This window comes from Mucilaginibacter sp. A5337 (assembly GCF_059690695.1).
Genome location: NZ_JCAWEC010000005.1, coordinates 725,583 through 740,799, shown reverse-complemented (window position 1 = coordinate 740,799; position 15,217 = coordinate 725,583). Strand labels below are relative to the sequence as shown.

General features: G+C 43.0%; 17 protein-coding genes and 1 pseudogene. 9 read left to right on the top strand and 9 right to left on the bottom strand.

Features of this window, described 5'->3' with window-relative positions; all coding sequences use genetic code 11:
• From AC59JO_RS20315 to AC59JO_RS20280, 8 genes are all read left to right on the top strand, one after another.
• Window positions 1-436, top strand: a 436-nt coding sequence (locus tag AC59JO_RS20315; protein ID WP_497307554.1) for a cold-shock protein, incomplete at its 5' end; no start/stop codon positions are given.
• A gap of 8 nt (window positions 437-444) precedes the next feature.
• Window positions 445-2,016, top strand: a complete 1,572-nt coding sequence (locus AC59JO_RS20310) for a GNAT family N-acetyltransferase (protein ID WP_497307552.1) — start codon at window positions 445-447, stop codon at window positions 2,014-2,016.
• Window positions 2,013-2,144, top strand: a complete 132-nt coding sequence (locus tag AC59JO_RS20305; RefSeq protein ID WP_497307550.1) for a hypothetical protein — start codon at window positions 2,013-2,015, stop codon at window positions 2,142-2,144. The genes AC59JO_RS20310 and AC59JO_RS20305 overlap by 4 nt, the downstream gene beginning before the upstream one ends.
• Before the next feature lie 2 nt (window positions 2,145-2,146).
• The gene (locus AC59JO_RS20300) at window positions 2,147-2,476 is read left to right on the top strand and encodes a hypothetical protein (protein WP_497307548.1); all 330 of its coding nucleotides are present in this window, start codon (window positions 2,147-2,149) and stop codon (window positions 2,474-2,476) included.
• Between the two features lie 175 nt (window positions 2,477-2,651).
• A complete protein-coding gene (locus tag AC59JO_RS20295) occupies window positions 2,652-2,894 on the top strand; it encodes a YtxH domain-containing protein (protein ID WP_497307546.1) in 243 nt (80 codons plus the stop codon).
• Window positions 2,895-2,896: 2 nt separating this feature from the next.
• Window positions 2,897-3,433: a lipocalin family protein gene (locus AC59JO_RS20290; RefSeq protein ID WP_497307544.1), complete on the top strand. Its 537-nt coding sequence runs from the start codon at window positions 2,897-2,899 to the stop codon at window positions 3,431-3,433.
• 30 nt (window positions 3,434-3,463) lie between these two features.
• Window positions 3,464-3,952 carry a DUF4385 domain-containing protein gene (locus AC59JO_RS20285; protein ID WP_497307542.1) on the top strand — a complete coding sequence of 163 codons (489 nt, stop codon included), beginning with the start codon at window positions 3,464-3,466 and terminating at the stop codon, window positions 3,950-3,952.
• Window positions 3,903-4,085 carry a DUF2256 domain-containing protein gene (locus AC59JO_RS20280; protein ID WP_497307540.1) on the top strand — a complete coding sequence of 61 codons (183 nt, stop codon included), beginning with the start codon at window positions 3,903-3,905 and terminating at the stop codon, window positions 4,083-4,085. The genes AC59JO_RS20285 and AC59JO_RS20280 overlap by 50 nt, the downstream gene beginning before the upstream one ends.
• A 303-nt stretch (window positions 4,086-4,388) precedes the next feature.
• Here the strand turns inward: AC59JO_RS20280 and AC59JO_RS20275 are convergent.
• The 7 genes and pseudogenes from AC59JO_RS20275 to AC59JO_RS20245 form a co-directional block, all read right to left on the bottom strand.
• Window positions 4,389-5,102, bottom strand: a pseudogene (locus tag AC59JO_RS20275) (integrase core domain-containing protein); the annotation flags it as partial.
• A gap of 248 nt (window positions 5,103-5,350) precedes the next feature.
• The gene (locus tag AC59JO_RS20270; protein WP_497307538.1) at window positions 5,351-8,071 is read right to left on the bottom strand and encodes a TonB-dependent receptor; all 2,721 of its coding nucleotides are present in this window, start codon (window positions 8,069-8,071) and stop codon (window positions 5,351-5,353) included.
• Window positions 8,072-8,146: 75 nt separating this feature from the next.
• Window positions 8,147-9,058, bottom strand: a complete 912-nt coding sequence (locus AC59JO_RS20265) for an SAM hydrolase/SAM-dependent halogenase family protein (RefSeq protein WP_497307536.1) — start codon at window positions 9,056-9,058, stop codon at window positions 8,147-8,149.
• A gap of 118 nt (window positions 9,059-9,176) precedes the next feature.
• Window positions 9,177-10,400, bottom strand: coding sequence for a peroxiredoxin family protein (locus tag AC59JO_RS20260; RefSeq protein WP_497307534.1), 1,224 nt, complete (start codon window positions 10,398-10,400; stop codon window positions 9,177-9,179).
• 9 nt (window positions 10,401-10,409) lie between these two features.
• The gene (locus tag AC59JO_RS20255) at window positions 10,410-10,826 is read right to left on the bottom strand and encodes a hypothetical protein (RefSeq protein WP_497307532.1); all 417 of its coding nucleotides are present in this window, start codon (window positions 10,824-10,826) and stop codon (window positions 10,410-10,412) included.
• A gap of 32 nt (window positions 10,827-10,858) precedes the next feature.
• On the bottom strand, window positions 10,859-11,455 hold the full coding sequence (locus AC59JO_RS20250) for a hypothetical protein (RefSeq protein WP_497307530.1): 597 nt from the start codon (window positions 11,453-11,455) through the stop codon (window positions 10,859-10,861).
• A 160-nt stretch (window positions 11,456-11,615) separates the two neighbouring features.
• Window positions 11,616-11,972, bottom strand: a complete 357-nt coding sequence (locus tag AC59JO_RS20245; protein ID WP_497307528.1) for a winged helix-turn-helix transcriptional regulator — start codon at window positions 11,970-11,972, stop codon at window positions 11,616-11,618.
• Between the two features lie 107 nt (window positions 11,973-12,079).
• Here AC59JO_RS20245 and AC59JO_RS20240 point away from each other — a divergent pair, with 107 nt between their 5' ends.
• Window positions 12,080-12,964, top strand: a complete 885-nt coding sequence (locus AC59JO_RS20240; protein WP_497307526.1) for a PhzF family phenazine biosynthesis protein — start codon at window positions 12,080-12,082, stop codon at window positions 12,962-12,964.
• Window positions 12,965-13,023: 59 nt separating this feature from the next.
• On the opposite strand, the gene AC59JO_RS20235 is transcribed toward AC59JO_RS20240, so the two are convergent.
• Both AC59JO_RS20235 and AC59JO_RS20230 read right to left on the bottom strand, forming a co-directional pair.
• Window positions 13,024-14,379 (bottom strand): hypothetical protein, encoded by a 1,356-nt coding sequence (locus tag AC59JO_RS20235; protein ID WP_497307524.1) that lies wholly within the window; start codon window positions 14,377-14,379, stop codon window positions 13,024-13,026.
• Window position 14,380: 1 nt separating this feature from the next.
• Window positions 14,381-15,121, bottom strand: a complete 741-nt coding sequence (locus AC59JO_RS20230; RefSeq protein WP_497307522.1) for a superoxide dismutase — start codon at window positions 15,119-15,121, stop codon at window positions 14,381-14,383.
• Window positions 15,122-15,217: the final 96 nt, after the last annotated feature.

Sequence of the window (15,217 nt, the reverse complement as noted above, 5' to 3'; positions counted from 1 at the left end):
AACTTTTAGTAAAAAAGAACGCGAAAAGAAAAAATTCAAAAAACAACAGGATAAAAAAGAGCGGTCCGAGGACCGTAAAACAAACGCAGTGAAAGGCCAGGGCTTAGAAGAAATGATGGCCTACGTAGATGCGAGCGGTAACATTACCTCTGTACCCCAGGAGCCCGGTAACCAGAAAAGAGTAATTGCACGGGACATTCAAATCTCCACGCTCAAACAAGAAGAGGTAGAAAGCGAAATTGTAAGAAAAGGCACGGTCACCTTCTTCAATGAATCTAAGGGATTCGGTTTTATCAAAGATATGCAGACCCAGGAAAGCGTTTTTGTTCACATTAATGCCGTCGCCTTTGCAATTAAAGAAAACGACAAAGTTACTTTCGAAGTAGAGGCGGGACAAAAAGGGCCGACCGCAGTAAAGGTCTTGAATGCGAATTAATGATGCACATGGAGAACCAAATCAAAACCGAAGATCTTAAAATAGAATTACGCACACTGACAAAAGACGATTACCTGGGTTTAAAATCCTCGATGATGGAAGCTTACGCAGAATGGGCAGGCGCATCTTTCTGGGACGAAGTCCATATCAATAAATTAGTAGAGCTATTTCCGGAAGGCCAGATCTGCATATTGGTCAATGGGGCGATCGCGGGCTGCGCCCTCTCATTGATAGTAAGTTACGATCAGTTTGGTGACAACCATACCTACGCGCAGATCACTGGAAATTATACCTTTTCTACGCATGACGAAAAAGGAGATGTATTGTATGGCATAGATTTTTTCGTCCACCCAGATTATCGGGGTATGCGGATCGGCCGAAGACTGTATGATGCACGTAAAGAAATATGCGAACGGCACAATCTGCGGGCGATTATTGCAGGTGGCCGTATCCCGAAATATTATAAGGATTATGCGGATCGGCTGACTCCAAAAGCTTATCTTGAAAAGGTAAAGGGTAAAGAAATACATGACCCTACCTTATCCTTTCAGTTGGCTAATGACTTCCACGTCCGGAAAATATTAACAGGCTATTTGCCCGGTGATACGCAGTCACTGGAATATGCTTCCCTGCTGGAATGGAACAATATTTATTATAACGAAGAAGCTGCCCACATCAACTCGAAAAAATCCATAATCCGTTTGGGCCTGGTGCAATGGCAGATGCGACCGTTTCCGAATATGGAGTCGCTCTGCGAACAAATAGAATTTTTCGTGGATGCAATCAGCGATTATCAAAGCGACTTTGTGCTATTCCCGGAGTTATTCAATGCCCCGCTGATGACCGCATATAATCACATGGGCGGCGCGGAGGCCATGCGTGAGATCGCTAATTTCACAATACCACTGCGAGACAAATTTATGGAATATGCGATCAGTTATAATATAAACATCATAACTGGGAGTATGCCGTATCTGGAAAACGGCGTACTGCAAAATGTTGGATACCTCTGTCGCCGGGACGGCTCCTATGAAATGTACCGGAAAATCCATTTAACACCAGCCGAGCAAAGCGCCTGGGGCATGGTAGGTGGAGATCACATCACGACCTATGACACGGATTGTGGAAAAATCGGTATCCTGATCTGTTATGATGTGGAGTTCCCTGAACTACCGCGCCTGTTGGCCGAGCAGGGAATGCAGATCCTTTTTGTGCCATTTATGACGGATACCCAAAACGGTTATACCCGTGTAAGGAGCTGCGCTCAGGCGCGTGCGATTGAGAATGAATGCTATGTAGCTATTGCCGGAAGTGTAGGTAATTTACCTAAGGTACATAATATGGATATTCAATATGCACAATCAGCAGTGTTTACTCCATCCGATTTTTCATTCCCAACAAACGGCATCAAGGCAGAAGCTACACCGAATACGGAAACCACACTGATAGCTGATGTAGATGTCGATCTGCTAAAAGAACTGCACAATTTTGGGTCGGTCAGAAACCTGAAAGATCGAAGGCTGGATATTTTCAAGATCATAAACAAGAGTAAAAAACAGATTTTACACAAAATAATATGAGTAAAGATAAAGGAAGAAAAAATGTCAAAAAAGCACCGGCCACCGAAGGTAAAAAATCAACCTCCAACTACCAGGCCGGCAAAAAGAGCGTATCTAAAGATGACGTAACCATTAACAAAAAGAAATAACTATGAATATCGACAAACAAACACCAAATTATAAAGCCAGCGAATATATTTATGACCTTGGCAATACCGCTTTAGAGAATGGCTTCAAACCGGATGAACAATGGGAAGTACAAATGGCTACCGCCGCTGAGAAAAAAGCTTTTGAGAAACAATATTATCCCACGGTTGCAACAAGTGTATTGCCTGAACTTTTGAACGCGACTTTTGCACTGGTGAAGGAGCAATTAAACCAGGTGATCAAGGTTCAAACCTTGATACCATTAGACCGTTTTGCACCTGCACCCGTATACCAGTACCTGGTAGCCTTTAGCTCAAGCCGAATCAGGCGATAATGTTGAAAGGTTAAAACGTTACTCATAACCAAAAACCATTGCAGTATCGGCAACTTATTGCGGGTGAAATCCTTATCATGGAAGAATTTCGCATTTTTAGATTGCGAAAGGAAAATATTGAACCTTATTAAAAGTTCGATTTAGAACATTAAGTAATTTAACCTGTTACGTAAGCATGAAAAATCCATTTGAGAAAGAAGATCACACCGGGCTTATTGTAGGAATAGCTGTTGGTGTTGCAGCTGGTATAGGTTTAGGATGGTTATTCCTGACAGATAAAGGCGCTGATTACAGGCGGCAACTTAACCGCAATTTTAAAGACGGCATTAGCAATACTGTCGCTGATATAATAGATAAAAAAACCATCATTCCTAAAAAAGCAGCGAAGGTAGCAACTGATGCTGTTATCAAAGATTAATCATGAAAAAAGGAAAAGCGTTGATCACGATGACGGCGGTAGCAGGTGCTGCCGGCATCGCCTATGCCTTTTGGCCGAAACGTAAAATCCCTGCCAACGCAATTGTTGACCCTTTTAACAAGGACAGGTATCTCGGTAAATGGAACGAAGTGGCCCGCATGCCCAATCTGATCGAGAAAGATCTGCGCGACCTGACCGAGGAATATGTGCTCAATAAGAATGGCACTATAAAAGTTATCACCCGTGCTTTTAATAAGGCTAAAAACAAACCGGTTGAAGCTACCGGCACCATCAAATTTAAAGGCCGTGAAACCCGCGGCCAGTTAGAAGTCGCTTACTTTCTGCCCATTTATCTCAATTATAATATTCTCGATATTGACGATAATTATCAGTATGCTTTGGTTTCAGGCAGTAGCCTGAATTACCTTTGGCTATTGTCACGTGAAAGCAGTATGCCTGAAGAAATGAAACAACGATTCCTGGCTAAAGCAATGGATCTCGGATTTGAGATCAGCCGGTTGGAATGGATGGACTATTAAGCTTTTGACTCGACGCCTCCGGTTCTATTTATGGCTAACAATGATAAACCCAACTACCTCAATTTCGAAATCGGTCAATACCCGCGGAAACCGGATATTGATTATCGGTGCCACCCCCACCTTTACTGCGTGGGGAAAGGAGAACAGGGTGTATTGATCTGTGAACATTATAAGAGTGAGATCGGCCAATTCTGGCGTTTCCGTAACGAAAACTTTGCCATTGAAAGCAGCACAAAAATTTATGAGTTGTTTAAGTCATTCATGAAAACCAATGATTTCGTTGGGGCTGACATGGCCCGCAAATATCTGCAAATGGGCTACACGAGGGCACGCCGATATGCAAACTACAAGGGTGGAAAAAAATACAATGCAGATAACGATTACGAATTGTTAGAACGCGAAACTGGCCATCGTGAAAAAGCAACGGCAGCGCAAATTTTTTACGAAAAATGGAAATCTGCTGAGTTCGATGAGCATTATGCTCTGCAAAAAAAACAGTGGAAACGTGAAAGGGGTTAAAAAACAAGATCTGCCTCAAAAGCAGTGTGTGACCTGCAGACGGCCTTTTACCTGGCGAAAAAAGTGGGAAACAGTTTGGGATGAAGTTAAATATTGCTCAGATAAGTGCAGACAAAAGAAGATCAACCTTTAAATTTTACGGATGGGTTCCGACAATTTACTGTAAAAGCAATAGGCCTCGATCTCTGGACCTACCTGGGAGGGCCTTGGCACCATGAACAAACCTTTAATTTTAGTTGAAGTCATTTTTCTTTTTAATCCCAATCTGAATAAGTGACGTATTTCGCTGAAAACATTTCTGGTATTATTTGTAATAGCCACTATTTGATCTGACAGTTGGGTGGTTTTATAAGTTGTCAGATGTAATTTGTGAATATAGCTTTTTCTCTTCTAAATGCACTGACTCAGATTCTTCTGAGCCCTTTTTGTGAGGGCCCTAAAGAATCTGGTCTTCGGCGAGACGCTCCAATAATTTTTCTTGTGCCATTGGTATGCTGTCAATCAACGTTTGCATAGGCGTTTTGCCAAAGCAGTATTTCCCACTATGCGTCCGTTCATTGTTGTAATTGTACATCCATCTGTCCAGATCAGCTTGTAGTTCAGCTATGCTGCGGTAAACCTTTTTACGAAAAGCAATAGCATAAAATTCATCCTGGATGGTGCGGTGAAAGCGCTCGCAAATACCATTGGTTTGCGGACTTTTAGCCTTTGTTTTAGTATGGTCTATATCTTCGATAGCCAGGTATAACTGGAACTCATGCTGCTCTCTTGCACCGCAATATTCTGTACCTCTATCGGTGAGTATCCGTAATAAGCGCAGGTCATGTTGTTCGTAAAACGGCACCACTTTATCATTGAGCATCTCTGCTGCTACGAGTGCATTCTTGCGGTCGTATAGCTTGGTAAAGGCCACTTTAGCGTAAGTATCAATAAATGTTTGCTGGTAAATATGGCCAACACCTTTAATGTTACCGACATAATAAGTGTCCTGCGCACCCAGATAGCCGGGATGGTGTGTTTCTATTTCGCCATGCGCTTTCTTTTCTTCTTTGGCCCTCTCCAAAGCAACTACCTGTGCTTCGGTTAATACCAATCCTTCCTGTGCCGACTTGGCTTCTAATGCCTTTAAACGAAGCTTAAAGGTTTGTAGATAGGTAAAAAAAATGGCCTTTCCCGGTGGAAAAGGCCATATCATTATATAGTTCGAATAAAATCCTAAGCCTCCTCTAATCTTTTCTAAGACAACATGGACAAAAAATATTATAATTAAGATCAAAAAAGAATATTAGTTTCGGTTTGGTCATCATAATTGCAATATACAAAAATTAATTAACGAATGAGTAAGTATTTAATAATTATTCGCCTAATAAATATCGAAACCTCAAATTTCCATTTTTTCTACTTCGATGTAGGGAGGCTGAGTGTCAACCTTCCGAAAAAGAATGAACCTAAAGTGCCCATTTGTACCGGCGCATATTTAAACACACCGAAATAACTATTATCATAGATCTGTTTATCCGGAAAGATATTGAACAGGTTATTGGCACCAATAGTGAAGGTAAGCGGGTTGACCGTATAACTGAATGAAATATCGGTAACTACTTTCCCTTTAAATTGCTGTTCTTCGCCAAATGGGAAGTTATTACGGTCAACCGCTCCGAAGTACACGTTGCGCAGCAGCACACTGAATTTTTTGTAGCTGTAGGTGAGCGATAAATTGGTTTTGGTATGCGGCGTACCTTTTACAATCAGCGTACTGTCGTTAGGCGAAAAGAAGATCCGCTCCTGCCCTTTTAACTGGCCGGGCACATGAATGCCGGTTATTTTATTGGTGTTGATATTAAAGCCTAATGATGCATTAAACCTGCTGTTGCCGCTGCTCAGGGTATAATCGGCCACTACATCAACGCCCTTGGTGCGGGTATCAACCGCGTTGCTAAAAAACCGGGCAGAACTTGCTCCCAGCGGGTTAATAATATCCTGTATCGATTGCACCGGGTTTCCGTCCGGGTCAAAGCCAAAGCTTCCGGTTAGTACTATCCTATCCTTAATATTGATCAGGTACCCATCGGCAGAAATATTTAAATCTTTTACCGGCTGGGTTGTAAAACCGAAGCTATAGTTAACCGATTTTTCCTGTTTTAATTTAGGGATGCCCAGGGCTTTGGCTACAGGGCTGCTATTGGTAAAAAAGCCCGATGCGCCTAACGTATTATCGGGTAAAATATCAGTACTTACATAACTAAAGTACTGCTGCTGTAATGATGGCGCCCTGAAACCGTTACTTATGGCGCCGCGCAGGTTGAAACCGTTGGCTATTTTATAACGGGTTGCAAATTTACCGCTCAGTGCCGAGCCAAAATCGCTGTAATGCTCAAACCGGGTAGCCCCGCTAATAAGCCATTTCGATGTTACATCAAGCTCTGCATCGGCATAAACGCCGGTATTGTTGCGACTTTTATCTACGGCGTTCTGCGGCGAAAAGCCGGGAAACGACTGCGACCCGCCGGCCAATCCCGAAGGATTTGAAACCGTACCATCCGGTGCTGTTACCAATGCATAGTTTTTCCATGAAACCTCTTCGCCTGCACGGATCTGATATTTATCAACCCTAAACTCGGCCCCAAATGCCAGGTTAAAACCCCGCAATACGTCAAATTTACGGCTGATATCAAAATCAGTAGTATTCTGTAAAAACTCGTGACCGCCAGCCTTGAAGCTGGTTGGCGATTTATCCTCAAGCGAAGCATTTACAGTGTTATTTACAAAATAATCAAACCGGTTACCGCCCAGCGTATTACTCAAATCAGCCTTCCAGCTGCCCAGCGTGTGTTTAAAGCCAAAGGCAATTGATCTGTCGCTGATATGCGATGTGGTGTTGGGCTGGTAACCATCCGGAAATATACTGTAAACATTTACCGTGTAATCGCTTGGCAGGCGGCGGAAACCGTAACCCTCGCCCTGGCGGTAGCTGTATCCACCGAAGGCATAAAACTCTCCCCTACCATCGTTAAACGGCAGGCTCAGGTTAAAGAACGAGCCAATGTTTTTGATCTTGGCATCCCCTATCTGAAAGTTAAACTTATCGCGGCTCAACCCTTTCTGCTTCAGCATATCGTCGTCGTACTTACGCGAAGCCGCGGGATCATCCGTAAAATCATAGGCGAAATAATTGTTCAGGGCCGATTGATCAAAAATGATAAGGTTGTTGTTTTGCGCGCGGGTTGTGCGGTCGCGGATATAGCCCTCGCCGGTGATGTTGATATAGCCACCATTTTTACCTAAAGCCGTACCGTAGTTAAGATTCAGCTGCCCTAATCCACCATCGCCTTTTGAGCTTACCCCGCCCGTTGCAGAGGCAAACAGGTTGTCGGTATTTTTTTTGAGCACGATGTTTACCACACCCGCAATAGCGTCCGACCCATATTGTGCCGATGCTCCGTCGCGCAGAACCTCTATCCGTTCAATTGCCGAGGCGGGGATAGCGTTCAAATCGGTACCGACGGAACCATTGCCAATAGTTCCCTGGTTATTTACCAGCGATGTGGTATGCCGGCGCTTACCGTTGATAAGCACCAGTAACTGATCGGGCCCAAGACCGCGAATACTTGCCGGATCAATATGTTCCGTACCATCTGATGATGATTGCCTGTTGGAATTAAATGAGGGCGACGCATATTGCAGCAACTGGTTGAGGTCATTTTGAGGTGTTTGCTGCTGAAGTTTGGCAATATCAAATACATCAACCGGGGCAGTAGTATTTAAGCGCGTACGCCCCGCGCTACGGGTCCCTACCAACACGACTTCATTCAGTACATTACCGGCAGCTGGCTGTAAAACAATATCCAACTTGTGCAATGCTGTTATAGGCTTAACATATGCCTCATAACCCACAAGTGTAACTTTAATGGCTTTATCGGTATTAGCGGCTGCCAGGCGGAATGATCCGTCGCCAGTACTGGCTGTGCCCCTGCCCGACGGGTGGGCAATAATGGTGGCTCCATTAACAGGTTTGCCTGTATTATCGGTAATGTGCCCTGTAATTACCTTATCCTGTGCATGAACAAACTTATTGACTAACAGGAATAGTAGGATAATGGAAGTAAGTTTTTTTGTCATAAGGATAGTATTAGGTAGCAGTGAATAACTGATTAAAACCGTTGCTGTACCTAATGCCCGTGCAACGGTTTTAATTTATTTTTTTGAAGCCAGCGATACTTCTACGCTCCAGTCGCTGCCGCTGGCTATCTTGTGTACATCGGCAAAACTGGCCTGATTAAGCGCAAAAGATAGTTGCAGCAAACTGTTAAGGTAGCTTAATGGTTGCCCCTTTCCTACCGCGCCAAAGGTTTGGCTGTATGGCGCATCGCCCTCATAGGCTTTTTTACCGTTGTGGTAAATAACAAGGTGTAAAGCATCGCCATAAGCGGGGTTAAGCTGTTTAACTAAATCATCGCCTATGTTTGTCCAGATATTACCATATTGGATATCCAGAATGGCTATAGTGCCTTTAAGCTTTCCACCCTCAAAAACCGCTTTTTGGTAAGGGATATTTACAACCTGTTTAGGTAATGCAGGCCCAACCTGTTCAAAGCTGATGACCCCAGCGGCTAAACGGGCAGCAGTGTAAGCGTAAACATCACGACCATGAAATGTATATGATTTGCCCGAATCCTTGCGGCGGTTAACGGCTTCATCAATCTCCCTGATCTCGGCTATACCCAAGGCCTCGGCAACCAAGGTGAGCGTTCCGTTATCCGGCGTAACAATAAACTGCCCTGTATTGGTTTTCAACACTACCGATTTGCGGGTGGTGCCCACGCCAGGGTCGACTACCGAAACAAACACGGTACCTGCTGGCCAGTAGTTTACCGTTTGAAACAGGCGGTATGATGCCTCCCAAATGTTGTATGCCGGTATTTCATGCGTGAGGTCATACAATTTCAAATCGGGCGATACGCCGTTGGCCACACCTTTCATGGCAGAAACGGCACCATCCTTTAACCCGAAATCGGACTGAAAAACAACAATTTTATTTTGAGCCGCGGCTACGTAGCTAAGTGTTGCTAAACACACAACACTGAAGAGTTTGAATAGATTTTTCATAATAAGGTATGTAATGTGGTGGTGAACTATTTTTTATGGAATGCATTAATAGAAATGGACAAGCTGTACCTCCCAATGACGGTCTTCCATGTACGGCCTTTTTAGCTATGAAACCACATTAAATAGCATCCTTTTTCAACAGCTGATCTACCTCTTCGTTAAACTCCCTGATAAACTGCGTATAATAAACTCCTGTTGCCGGGCCGGTAAAGCCTGTATATATTTTATCAACATTCCCCTTTTTATCAATAAACAGTATAGTTGGGAATGAGAGGAAAGTATTCAAGGCAGGGAATGATTCGGCCACTGCTTTTTTATCTGCCAGTCCACCAAATACCTCGGTATAGCCAATATTAAAACGCTTTTTAAAATTCTCCATGGCATTTTTCACATAGGCTTGATTGGCTTTACGTTCAAACTGCACACCGATAACCTCAACACCCCGGCTTTTATTCTTTTGATACCACGGGGCCACAAATTCCGCTTCATCGATACAGTTGGGGCACCAGGTACCGCCAATGGTAAGGATAACTACCTTGTTTTTAAATTTATCGTCTTTCAGGGAAACTTTATTTCCGTCGGCGTCCGGCAGCGAAAAATCAAATGTTTTGTAGCCATCTTTCATGTAAGTTAATTTATATGGATCGGGCAATGCAGCCCCGGCGTTTTTTGTAGCGGTAAATGAGGTGCCGTTTGCTATGCCCGTAATTTGTCCCGAATCATCAAATGTACCGGTATAATAGGATGCGCCGCTGCCTATAAAAGATGATAGGTAAAATTTATTGCCCTGTACTACACCTTCAAGGTAACGCGAATCGCCGGTGATACTTAAAAAAGTAGCCGATAGTTTACTTCCCTGTTGTTTAAAGATCCCTACCTTCTTTTCGTCTGTACCATTCCGGCTTTTAAATATTGCATCATATTTACCTGAAAGATCTAAAGCTGCCTTTTCGCCATTATCGGCAAAGCGATAAGTATCACCAAAGGTAGCATCAACAGCAACCGTTCTGCCCGAAAGGTCTTTTTTCCGGAGTACACCGCTCAATTTTTTATCACCTATCTGAAGTGCCAGCTCATTATCAAACTGATCAAAAGCAATGAACAGCGAATCGCCTTTTTGGCTTACCCCGCTGGTAGCAAAATGCTCGGGCCCGTTAATCAGGAAAACTTTGGCGGTAGCAGCCGTTTTCCCCTTAACTTCAAAATTAAAAGGCACATCGCTGCCGTTAGGCTGATGAAAAACGCCCCGCCATGGGCCTTCGGCAATAAAAGTTTGGGCATTTACGGTAGTTGCAGCGGCAGAGAGGCCTAAAAACATCAGCGGGTATAATTTCTTTTTCATAGGTATCATTTAATTTAAGGGTATGGTTTCTACGGGTACATCCCAATGGGCTATAACCAGTTCAAATCGTTGCTGTTCGGCTTTTGAGTAGCTTTCCTGATCGGGAAAAAGCTGTTTTTTGTAAGGGTCAACAATGCTGTAATCAAGCGCAAGGTGCTCTGTTTTAAAAGTGAGCGTCACTTTGAAATCCCAGCGTGTATCCTCGCCGCTGTGCAATATGGGTGCTTCGGCTTTGATACTGAGCACATCTCCTTTTTCCTGTAGTTTCTTAAGCAGTGGGTAATGGTTCTTTTTCCAGAGCGCAATAAATTCTTCGGCATGGCCCCATTTTATTTTATAATAGTTTTCGATGGTTAACGGCTTATCCTGAGCTAATGCAACGGTACCCAACAGCAACAATATTGCTAAAAGTTTAATTTTTTTCATTTGCTGATCTTAAAGAAAACAGGATACCATATTCAGGCATATCGCAATGACGGATAACGCGAAAAGGCTCCCCGCCCGATATCTATCTGTGAAAATGCCACTTTATAAAAACTATCAATTATAAGATTCGCAAGGTTTACAATACGACCCCGTTTTCCAAAATGGATGTTAGTCTCATCAGCATCATTTGAACAAATATGATACCCTCGGGCAACCAGATCGGCTGGATCAAAGTAGAAGTGTAAATTCAACGTACAGCCGCTCGTATTTGATTCAGGGCAGGTATTTATATCAGCTGACTCGACAACGGTAAATTGCCCACCTGAAGCGCTAACAATGTATTGAAGCTGGTCGATCTGCCTAAGACATTTCATACTATAGGAAAGCTTTCTGTTACCATAAAAGCTAACGACCATTGAGTTTTCCGATAGCTTTCTGATCAGTAAGGTATCAGGAGTGTATAGTAATTGAGGAATAAGATGTTCAAAATATTCTTGTCCCCCAATACGTGCGTCACCTACCTCTTCCACAACACTAAGCCCGTTTTTTTTCCCAGCTGACTTTTCCAATTCGGCAATGATCTCAATTTTATGAAATTCGGGGTATTTTTCTCCAGGTTTACACATCATATAATTACATTAAAGTTCTTCGTAGTTTACCGCAAACTATTCGGGGCTAATATAATAAATACACTATAAAATCTATAGACTTTATAGTGTATTTTAATAAAGAAATATTCACAACATAACAACAAAGAATAAATATCAAATTGGATTAAAAAAGCCTACATTATTTGATCTGTTCCCGGTGGTTTAGTCCCCATTTCACCAGGCTCTCGGTTACCGGGAAAACGCTGAGACCATACGGGGTTATGGCATAACTTACGGTAATGGGGCGTGTATCTAAAACAGTGCGGGTAACCAGTAAATTGATCTCAAGTTCGTGCAGCTCTTTTGAAAGCATCTTAGCAGAAATCCCCTCCACCTCACGCTGTATTTTCTTAAACGTATTGGTTTCGTGAATGTGGTTGTTCAAATGCCTCATGATTCTCAGCTTCCATTTACCGCCAAGAATCTCCAGGCTGTCGCGGATAGCAGCAAGCTCCTGTTCGCAGGTAATGTCTTTATTTTCAGCATTCAGTTCCATTATTCAAATATAACATAGTTAACAAGAGGTAACCGGTTACCTCTTGTTAACCCATGAAAATAGCTAAATGTTCCTATCTAACTTTATTGATAATAAATATCAAAACAATGAACAAGCTAAACTACTACGTGTTGGATGTATTTACCAACCAACGCTATAAAGGAAACCCGCTCTCGGTGGTTCAAATCGAAAAAGAACTTGATCTTCAACAGTATCACGATATTTCAAGAGAATTCGGGTATTCGGAAACTTCGTTTATCCATTATACCGCGGATGAAAACATCCTTAAAGTACGCTCATTTACGCCTGCCAAATTTGAAGTTGCCGGGGCCGGGCACAACCTGTTGGGCGCTGTTTGCCTGGCACTGATCAAAAAATGGGATATCTTTAAAAATCAGCACGGTGAAAAAACAGTAAGGATCAAAGACACCGATATAACTTTAAAAATAACCGAATTGAGCGGCATCCCTTATGTAGGGATGAAACAAATGCCAGCCAATATAACGGGCACTATACCTTATGAGGTTATTGCCGGGGCAATCGGTTTAAGCACTGATGAACTTAATTTGAACGGATGGCCAATCAGCATTGTAAAAACAGAGGTCGCGCATCTTATGATACCTGTCCGCGACCAGGAAGCATTGAAAAAAGCTACATCCAACAAAGCAATATTAAAGAGCATATCAGAACAATACGGGTTTGAAGGTTTCTATCTCTTCACTATAAACGGCATAGCACCGGAGCTGCTCGCCGAATCCAGATTTTTCAATCCAGGCATCGGCATTGATGAAGACCCGGCTACCGGTACGGCAGCAGGCCCACTTGCCGGCTATCTTCACCAACTCGGCTATATTAAGCAGGATGTGGATTATCAGATCCTTCAGGGCGCGTATGTTGAACATCCATCGGTTATCCATGCAAATGTATCTGCCAACGGCGTATGGATCAGCGGGTCATCGGTCATCGTAATGGAGGGAAAGCTTTCCCTGTAATTATAACGCCACAAATACGCTAATCAGGGGTATTCGCTCCCGCCGATTAACGTTGCTCGTCATCGATCACCCATATTGGCACTCCTCTTTAAATTAAGCGGATACTGTTTTTCAACCTTGTCAAGCACGATGTAAAGTGAGTCTTTTTGATCATTAACCCCTTTGATAATAAACTTTCCTGCCGAAGGAATTGTGTATTTTAATACAAGTTTATCTGCTGTATCCGCCCGGTTTTTCAAAGTAAAAACATGCTTGGACGTGTCTGCCTGATAGCCGTAAAATAGCCTCCCTACATTACCATAATATTCGGTGGTTCGGATCCTGTTTTGTGTATTGAGCTTAAACGGTTTTGCTATCTTAATGCTGATGGTATTGAATTTTTCAAACACCACATTTTGCCAGCGAACTGTATCATCCGGAGAATAGGGCAATGTTTTGTGATCAAGCCTGAACTCGCTTACGTTGTAAAAGCCTGTAAAATTTCTAATGCCATCGTCCAGTGGTAACTTAAAAGTTTTACCGGCCGCATAAAGCTGCTCATAATGATATCCACGATATATGATAAATAGAAAAATAAAAATGACTTTCAATATTATGCGCCCAACCCTCTTCCATTGACCTGCATTGCCAACGAATTGAATATAGCTGATAGCCGCCTGCTTATGCCTGATAAGGATATTATAAAAGTTATCTGCATCGTTTACCAACAGAGCCAGCGAAAGAAATAACAGGTGCAGGCTGGCCAGCTCAACCCCGGCATCATAGCCAATATTTACAAACCAGATGGGTAACAGGATAGCTACCATCATTAATGCCCCTAACGTAGCTGTACGCCTGAACAAGATCAGCACCGTAGCTATCAATTCAAATATTCCGGCAAATACCTCAAAAAGAGGCGATACGCCCGTTGTTAACCAGTAAAGTTTACCGGGTGTAAAATCGCCCAGGTTAGTATTGAGCTGGCTTAAGGTTGGAAACGGCATTTGTACAGGAAAAACCTTGGCAATTGCAAACCAGGACATCCGTAATGCTATCTGGTACCTCGCCAATATAAAAAAAAAGTTGTAAAGACGGCTATCCACATTGTTTTGTATTAACGCGTTCCGGTCCTTATTAATTTGCTTTTCTATCAACGCCCATATCACTCCGGCAAATAAACAAACCAGTAAAGTAATAAACCAACCATCATAGTTTTTACCGCCCTCACTTGCGAAGAACCATGGGTTATTCTGGCTGATCACATCAAGCCAGCGATAAGGATATCCTTTAACCGAAAACCCTGCATCAAAATCCTGTTGATAAAAAGAAGGCACAAACGGAATTACGGTGATGGCCGAATACACAATACCTGCCCGCAGCAACACTTTTTGCAAAAGCCCCGGATTGGTCGGCGAAATATCTACAACATTGGTCATATCAAGCCAGTCGTTTATTTACCGCGTTCCAGTTAACTACATTCCACCAGCCGGCAATGTATTCATTGCGCCTGTTTTGATACTTGAGGTAATAGGCATGTTCCCAAACATCCAAAGCCAGCAACGGTGTACCTTTTACTGCAGCGTTATCAAACAGCGGGTTATCCTGATTGGCCGTTGATGTAATAATAAGTTTACCATTTTGATTCAGCAACCACACCCAGCCCGATCCAAAACGACCAAGCGCGGCCTGCGAAAACTGATCTTTAAACTGATCTAAAGAACCAAACGATGCTGTAAGAGCATCTTTGATCTTCCCATCCGGCCCGGCAGCGTTTGGAGTCAAACTCTCCCAGAAAAAATTATGGTTCCAGGCACCACCGCCGTTGTTGCGCACCTTGGGAGATAATTCCGAAGCATGGTCAAAAAATTCTTTCTCCGTAGTAAAAGTCAGCTTTTCGGCTACAATTGCATCATTTACATTTTTTATGTACGCGGCGTGGTGTTTGGTGTAATGGATCTCGTTGGTTAGGCCGTCAATATGAGGTTCCAAGGCTTTATAATCAAAACCGAGCGGCACCTGGCTAAATTTTAAAACCTCGCCCGTTTGCAAATGCTTTTCGTCGCTTTTATAAGCCGCTAATGCTTTATCTGCGCTTAATAAAAGGGGACCGGTTACCGCAACCGCTACAGTTGCTTTAAGGCTATTTTCAATAAATTGTCGTCTGCTGTTAGTTTTCATAATACATAATTGGTTGTTAAATAATGAAGCTGCCCGGCTTTTTAAAAACCGGGACAGCCTGTTTGCACAACTCATTCCACCATGCTGTGCTTTATC

Bases quoted from the DNA above. Each gene is read 5' to 3' on its own strand.
- AC59JO_RS20310 (WP_497307552.1), top strand. From the start codon at position 445: ATGGAGAACCAAATCAAAACCGAAGATCTTAAAATAGAATTACGCACA.
- AC59JO_RS20305 (WP_497307550.1), top strand. From the start codon at position 2,013: ATGAGTAAAGATAAAGGAAGAAAAAATGTCAAAAAAGCACCGGCCACC.
- AC59JO_RS20300 (WP_497307548.1), top strand. From the start codon at position 2,147: ATGAATATCGACAAACAAACACCAAATTATAAAGCCAGCGAATATATT.
- AC59JO_RS20295 (WP_497307546.1), top strand. From the start codon at position 2,652: ATGAAAAATCCATTTGAGAAAGAAGATCACACCGGGCTTATTGTAGGA.
- AC59JO_RS20290 (WP_497307544.1), top strand. From the start codon at position 2,897: ATGAAAAAAGGAAAAGCGTTGATCACGATGACGGCGGTAGCAGGTGCT.
- AC59JO_RS20285 (WP_497307542.1), top strand. From the start codon at position 3,464: ATGGCTAACAATGATAAACCCAACTACCTCAATTTCGAAATCGGTCAA.
- AC59JO_RS20280 (WP_497307540.1), top strand. From the start codon at position 3,903: ATGAGCATTATGCTCTGCAAAAAAAACAGTGGAAACGTGAAAGGGGTT.
- AC59JO_RS20270 (WP_497307538.1), bottom strand. From the start codon at position 8,071: ATGACAAAAAAACTTACTTCCATTATCCTACTATTCCTGTTAGTCAAT.
- AC59JO_RS20265 (WP_497307536.1), bottom strand. From the start codon at position 9,058: ATGAAAAATCTATTCAAACTCTTCAGTGTTGTGTGTTTAGCAACACTT.
- AC59JO_RS20260 (WP_497307534.1), bottom strand. From the start codon at position 10,400: ATGAAAAAGAAATTATACCCGCTGATGTTTTTAGGCCTCTCTGCCGCT.
- AC59JO_RS20255 (WP_497307532.1), bottom strand. From the start codon at position 10,826: ATGAAAAAAATTAAACTTTTAGCAATATTGTTGCTGTTGGGTACCGTT.
- AC59JO_RS20250 (WP_497307530.1), bottom strand. From the start codon at position 11,455: ATGATGTGTAAACCTGGAGAAAAATACCCCGAATTTCATAAAATTGAG.
- AC59JO_RS20245 (WP_497307528.1), bottom strand. From the start codon at position 11,972: ATGGAACTGAATGCTGAAAATAAAGACATTACCTGCGAACAGGAGCTT.
- AC59JO_RS20240 (WP_497307526.1), top strand. From the start codon at position 12,080: ATGAACAAGCTAAACTACTACGTGTTGGATGTATTTACCAACCAACGC.
- AC59JO_RS20235 (WP_497307524.1), bottom strand. From the start codon at position 14,379: ATGACCAATGTTGTAGATATTTCGCCGACCAATCCGGGGCTTTTGCAA.
- AC59JO_RS20230 (WP_497307522.1), bottom strand. From the start codon at position 15,121: ATGAAAACTAACAGCAGACGACAATTTATTGAAAATAGCCTTAAAGCA.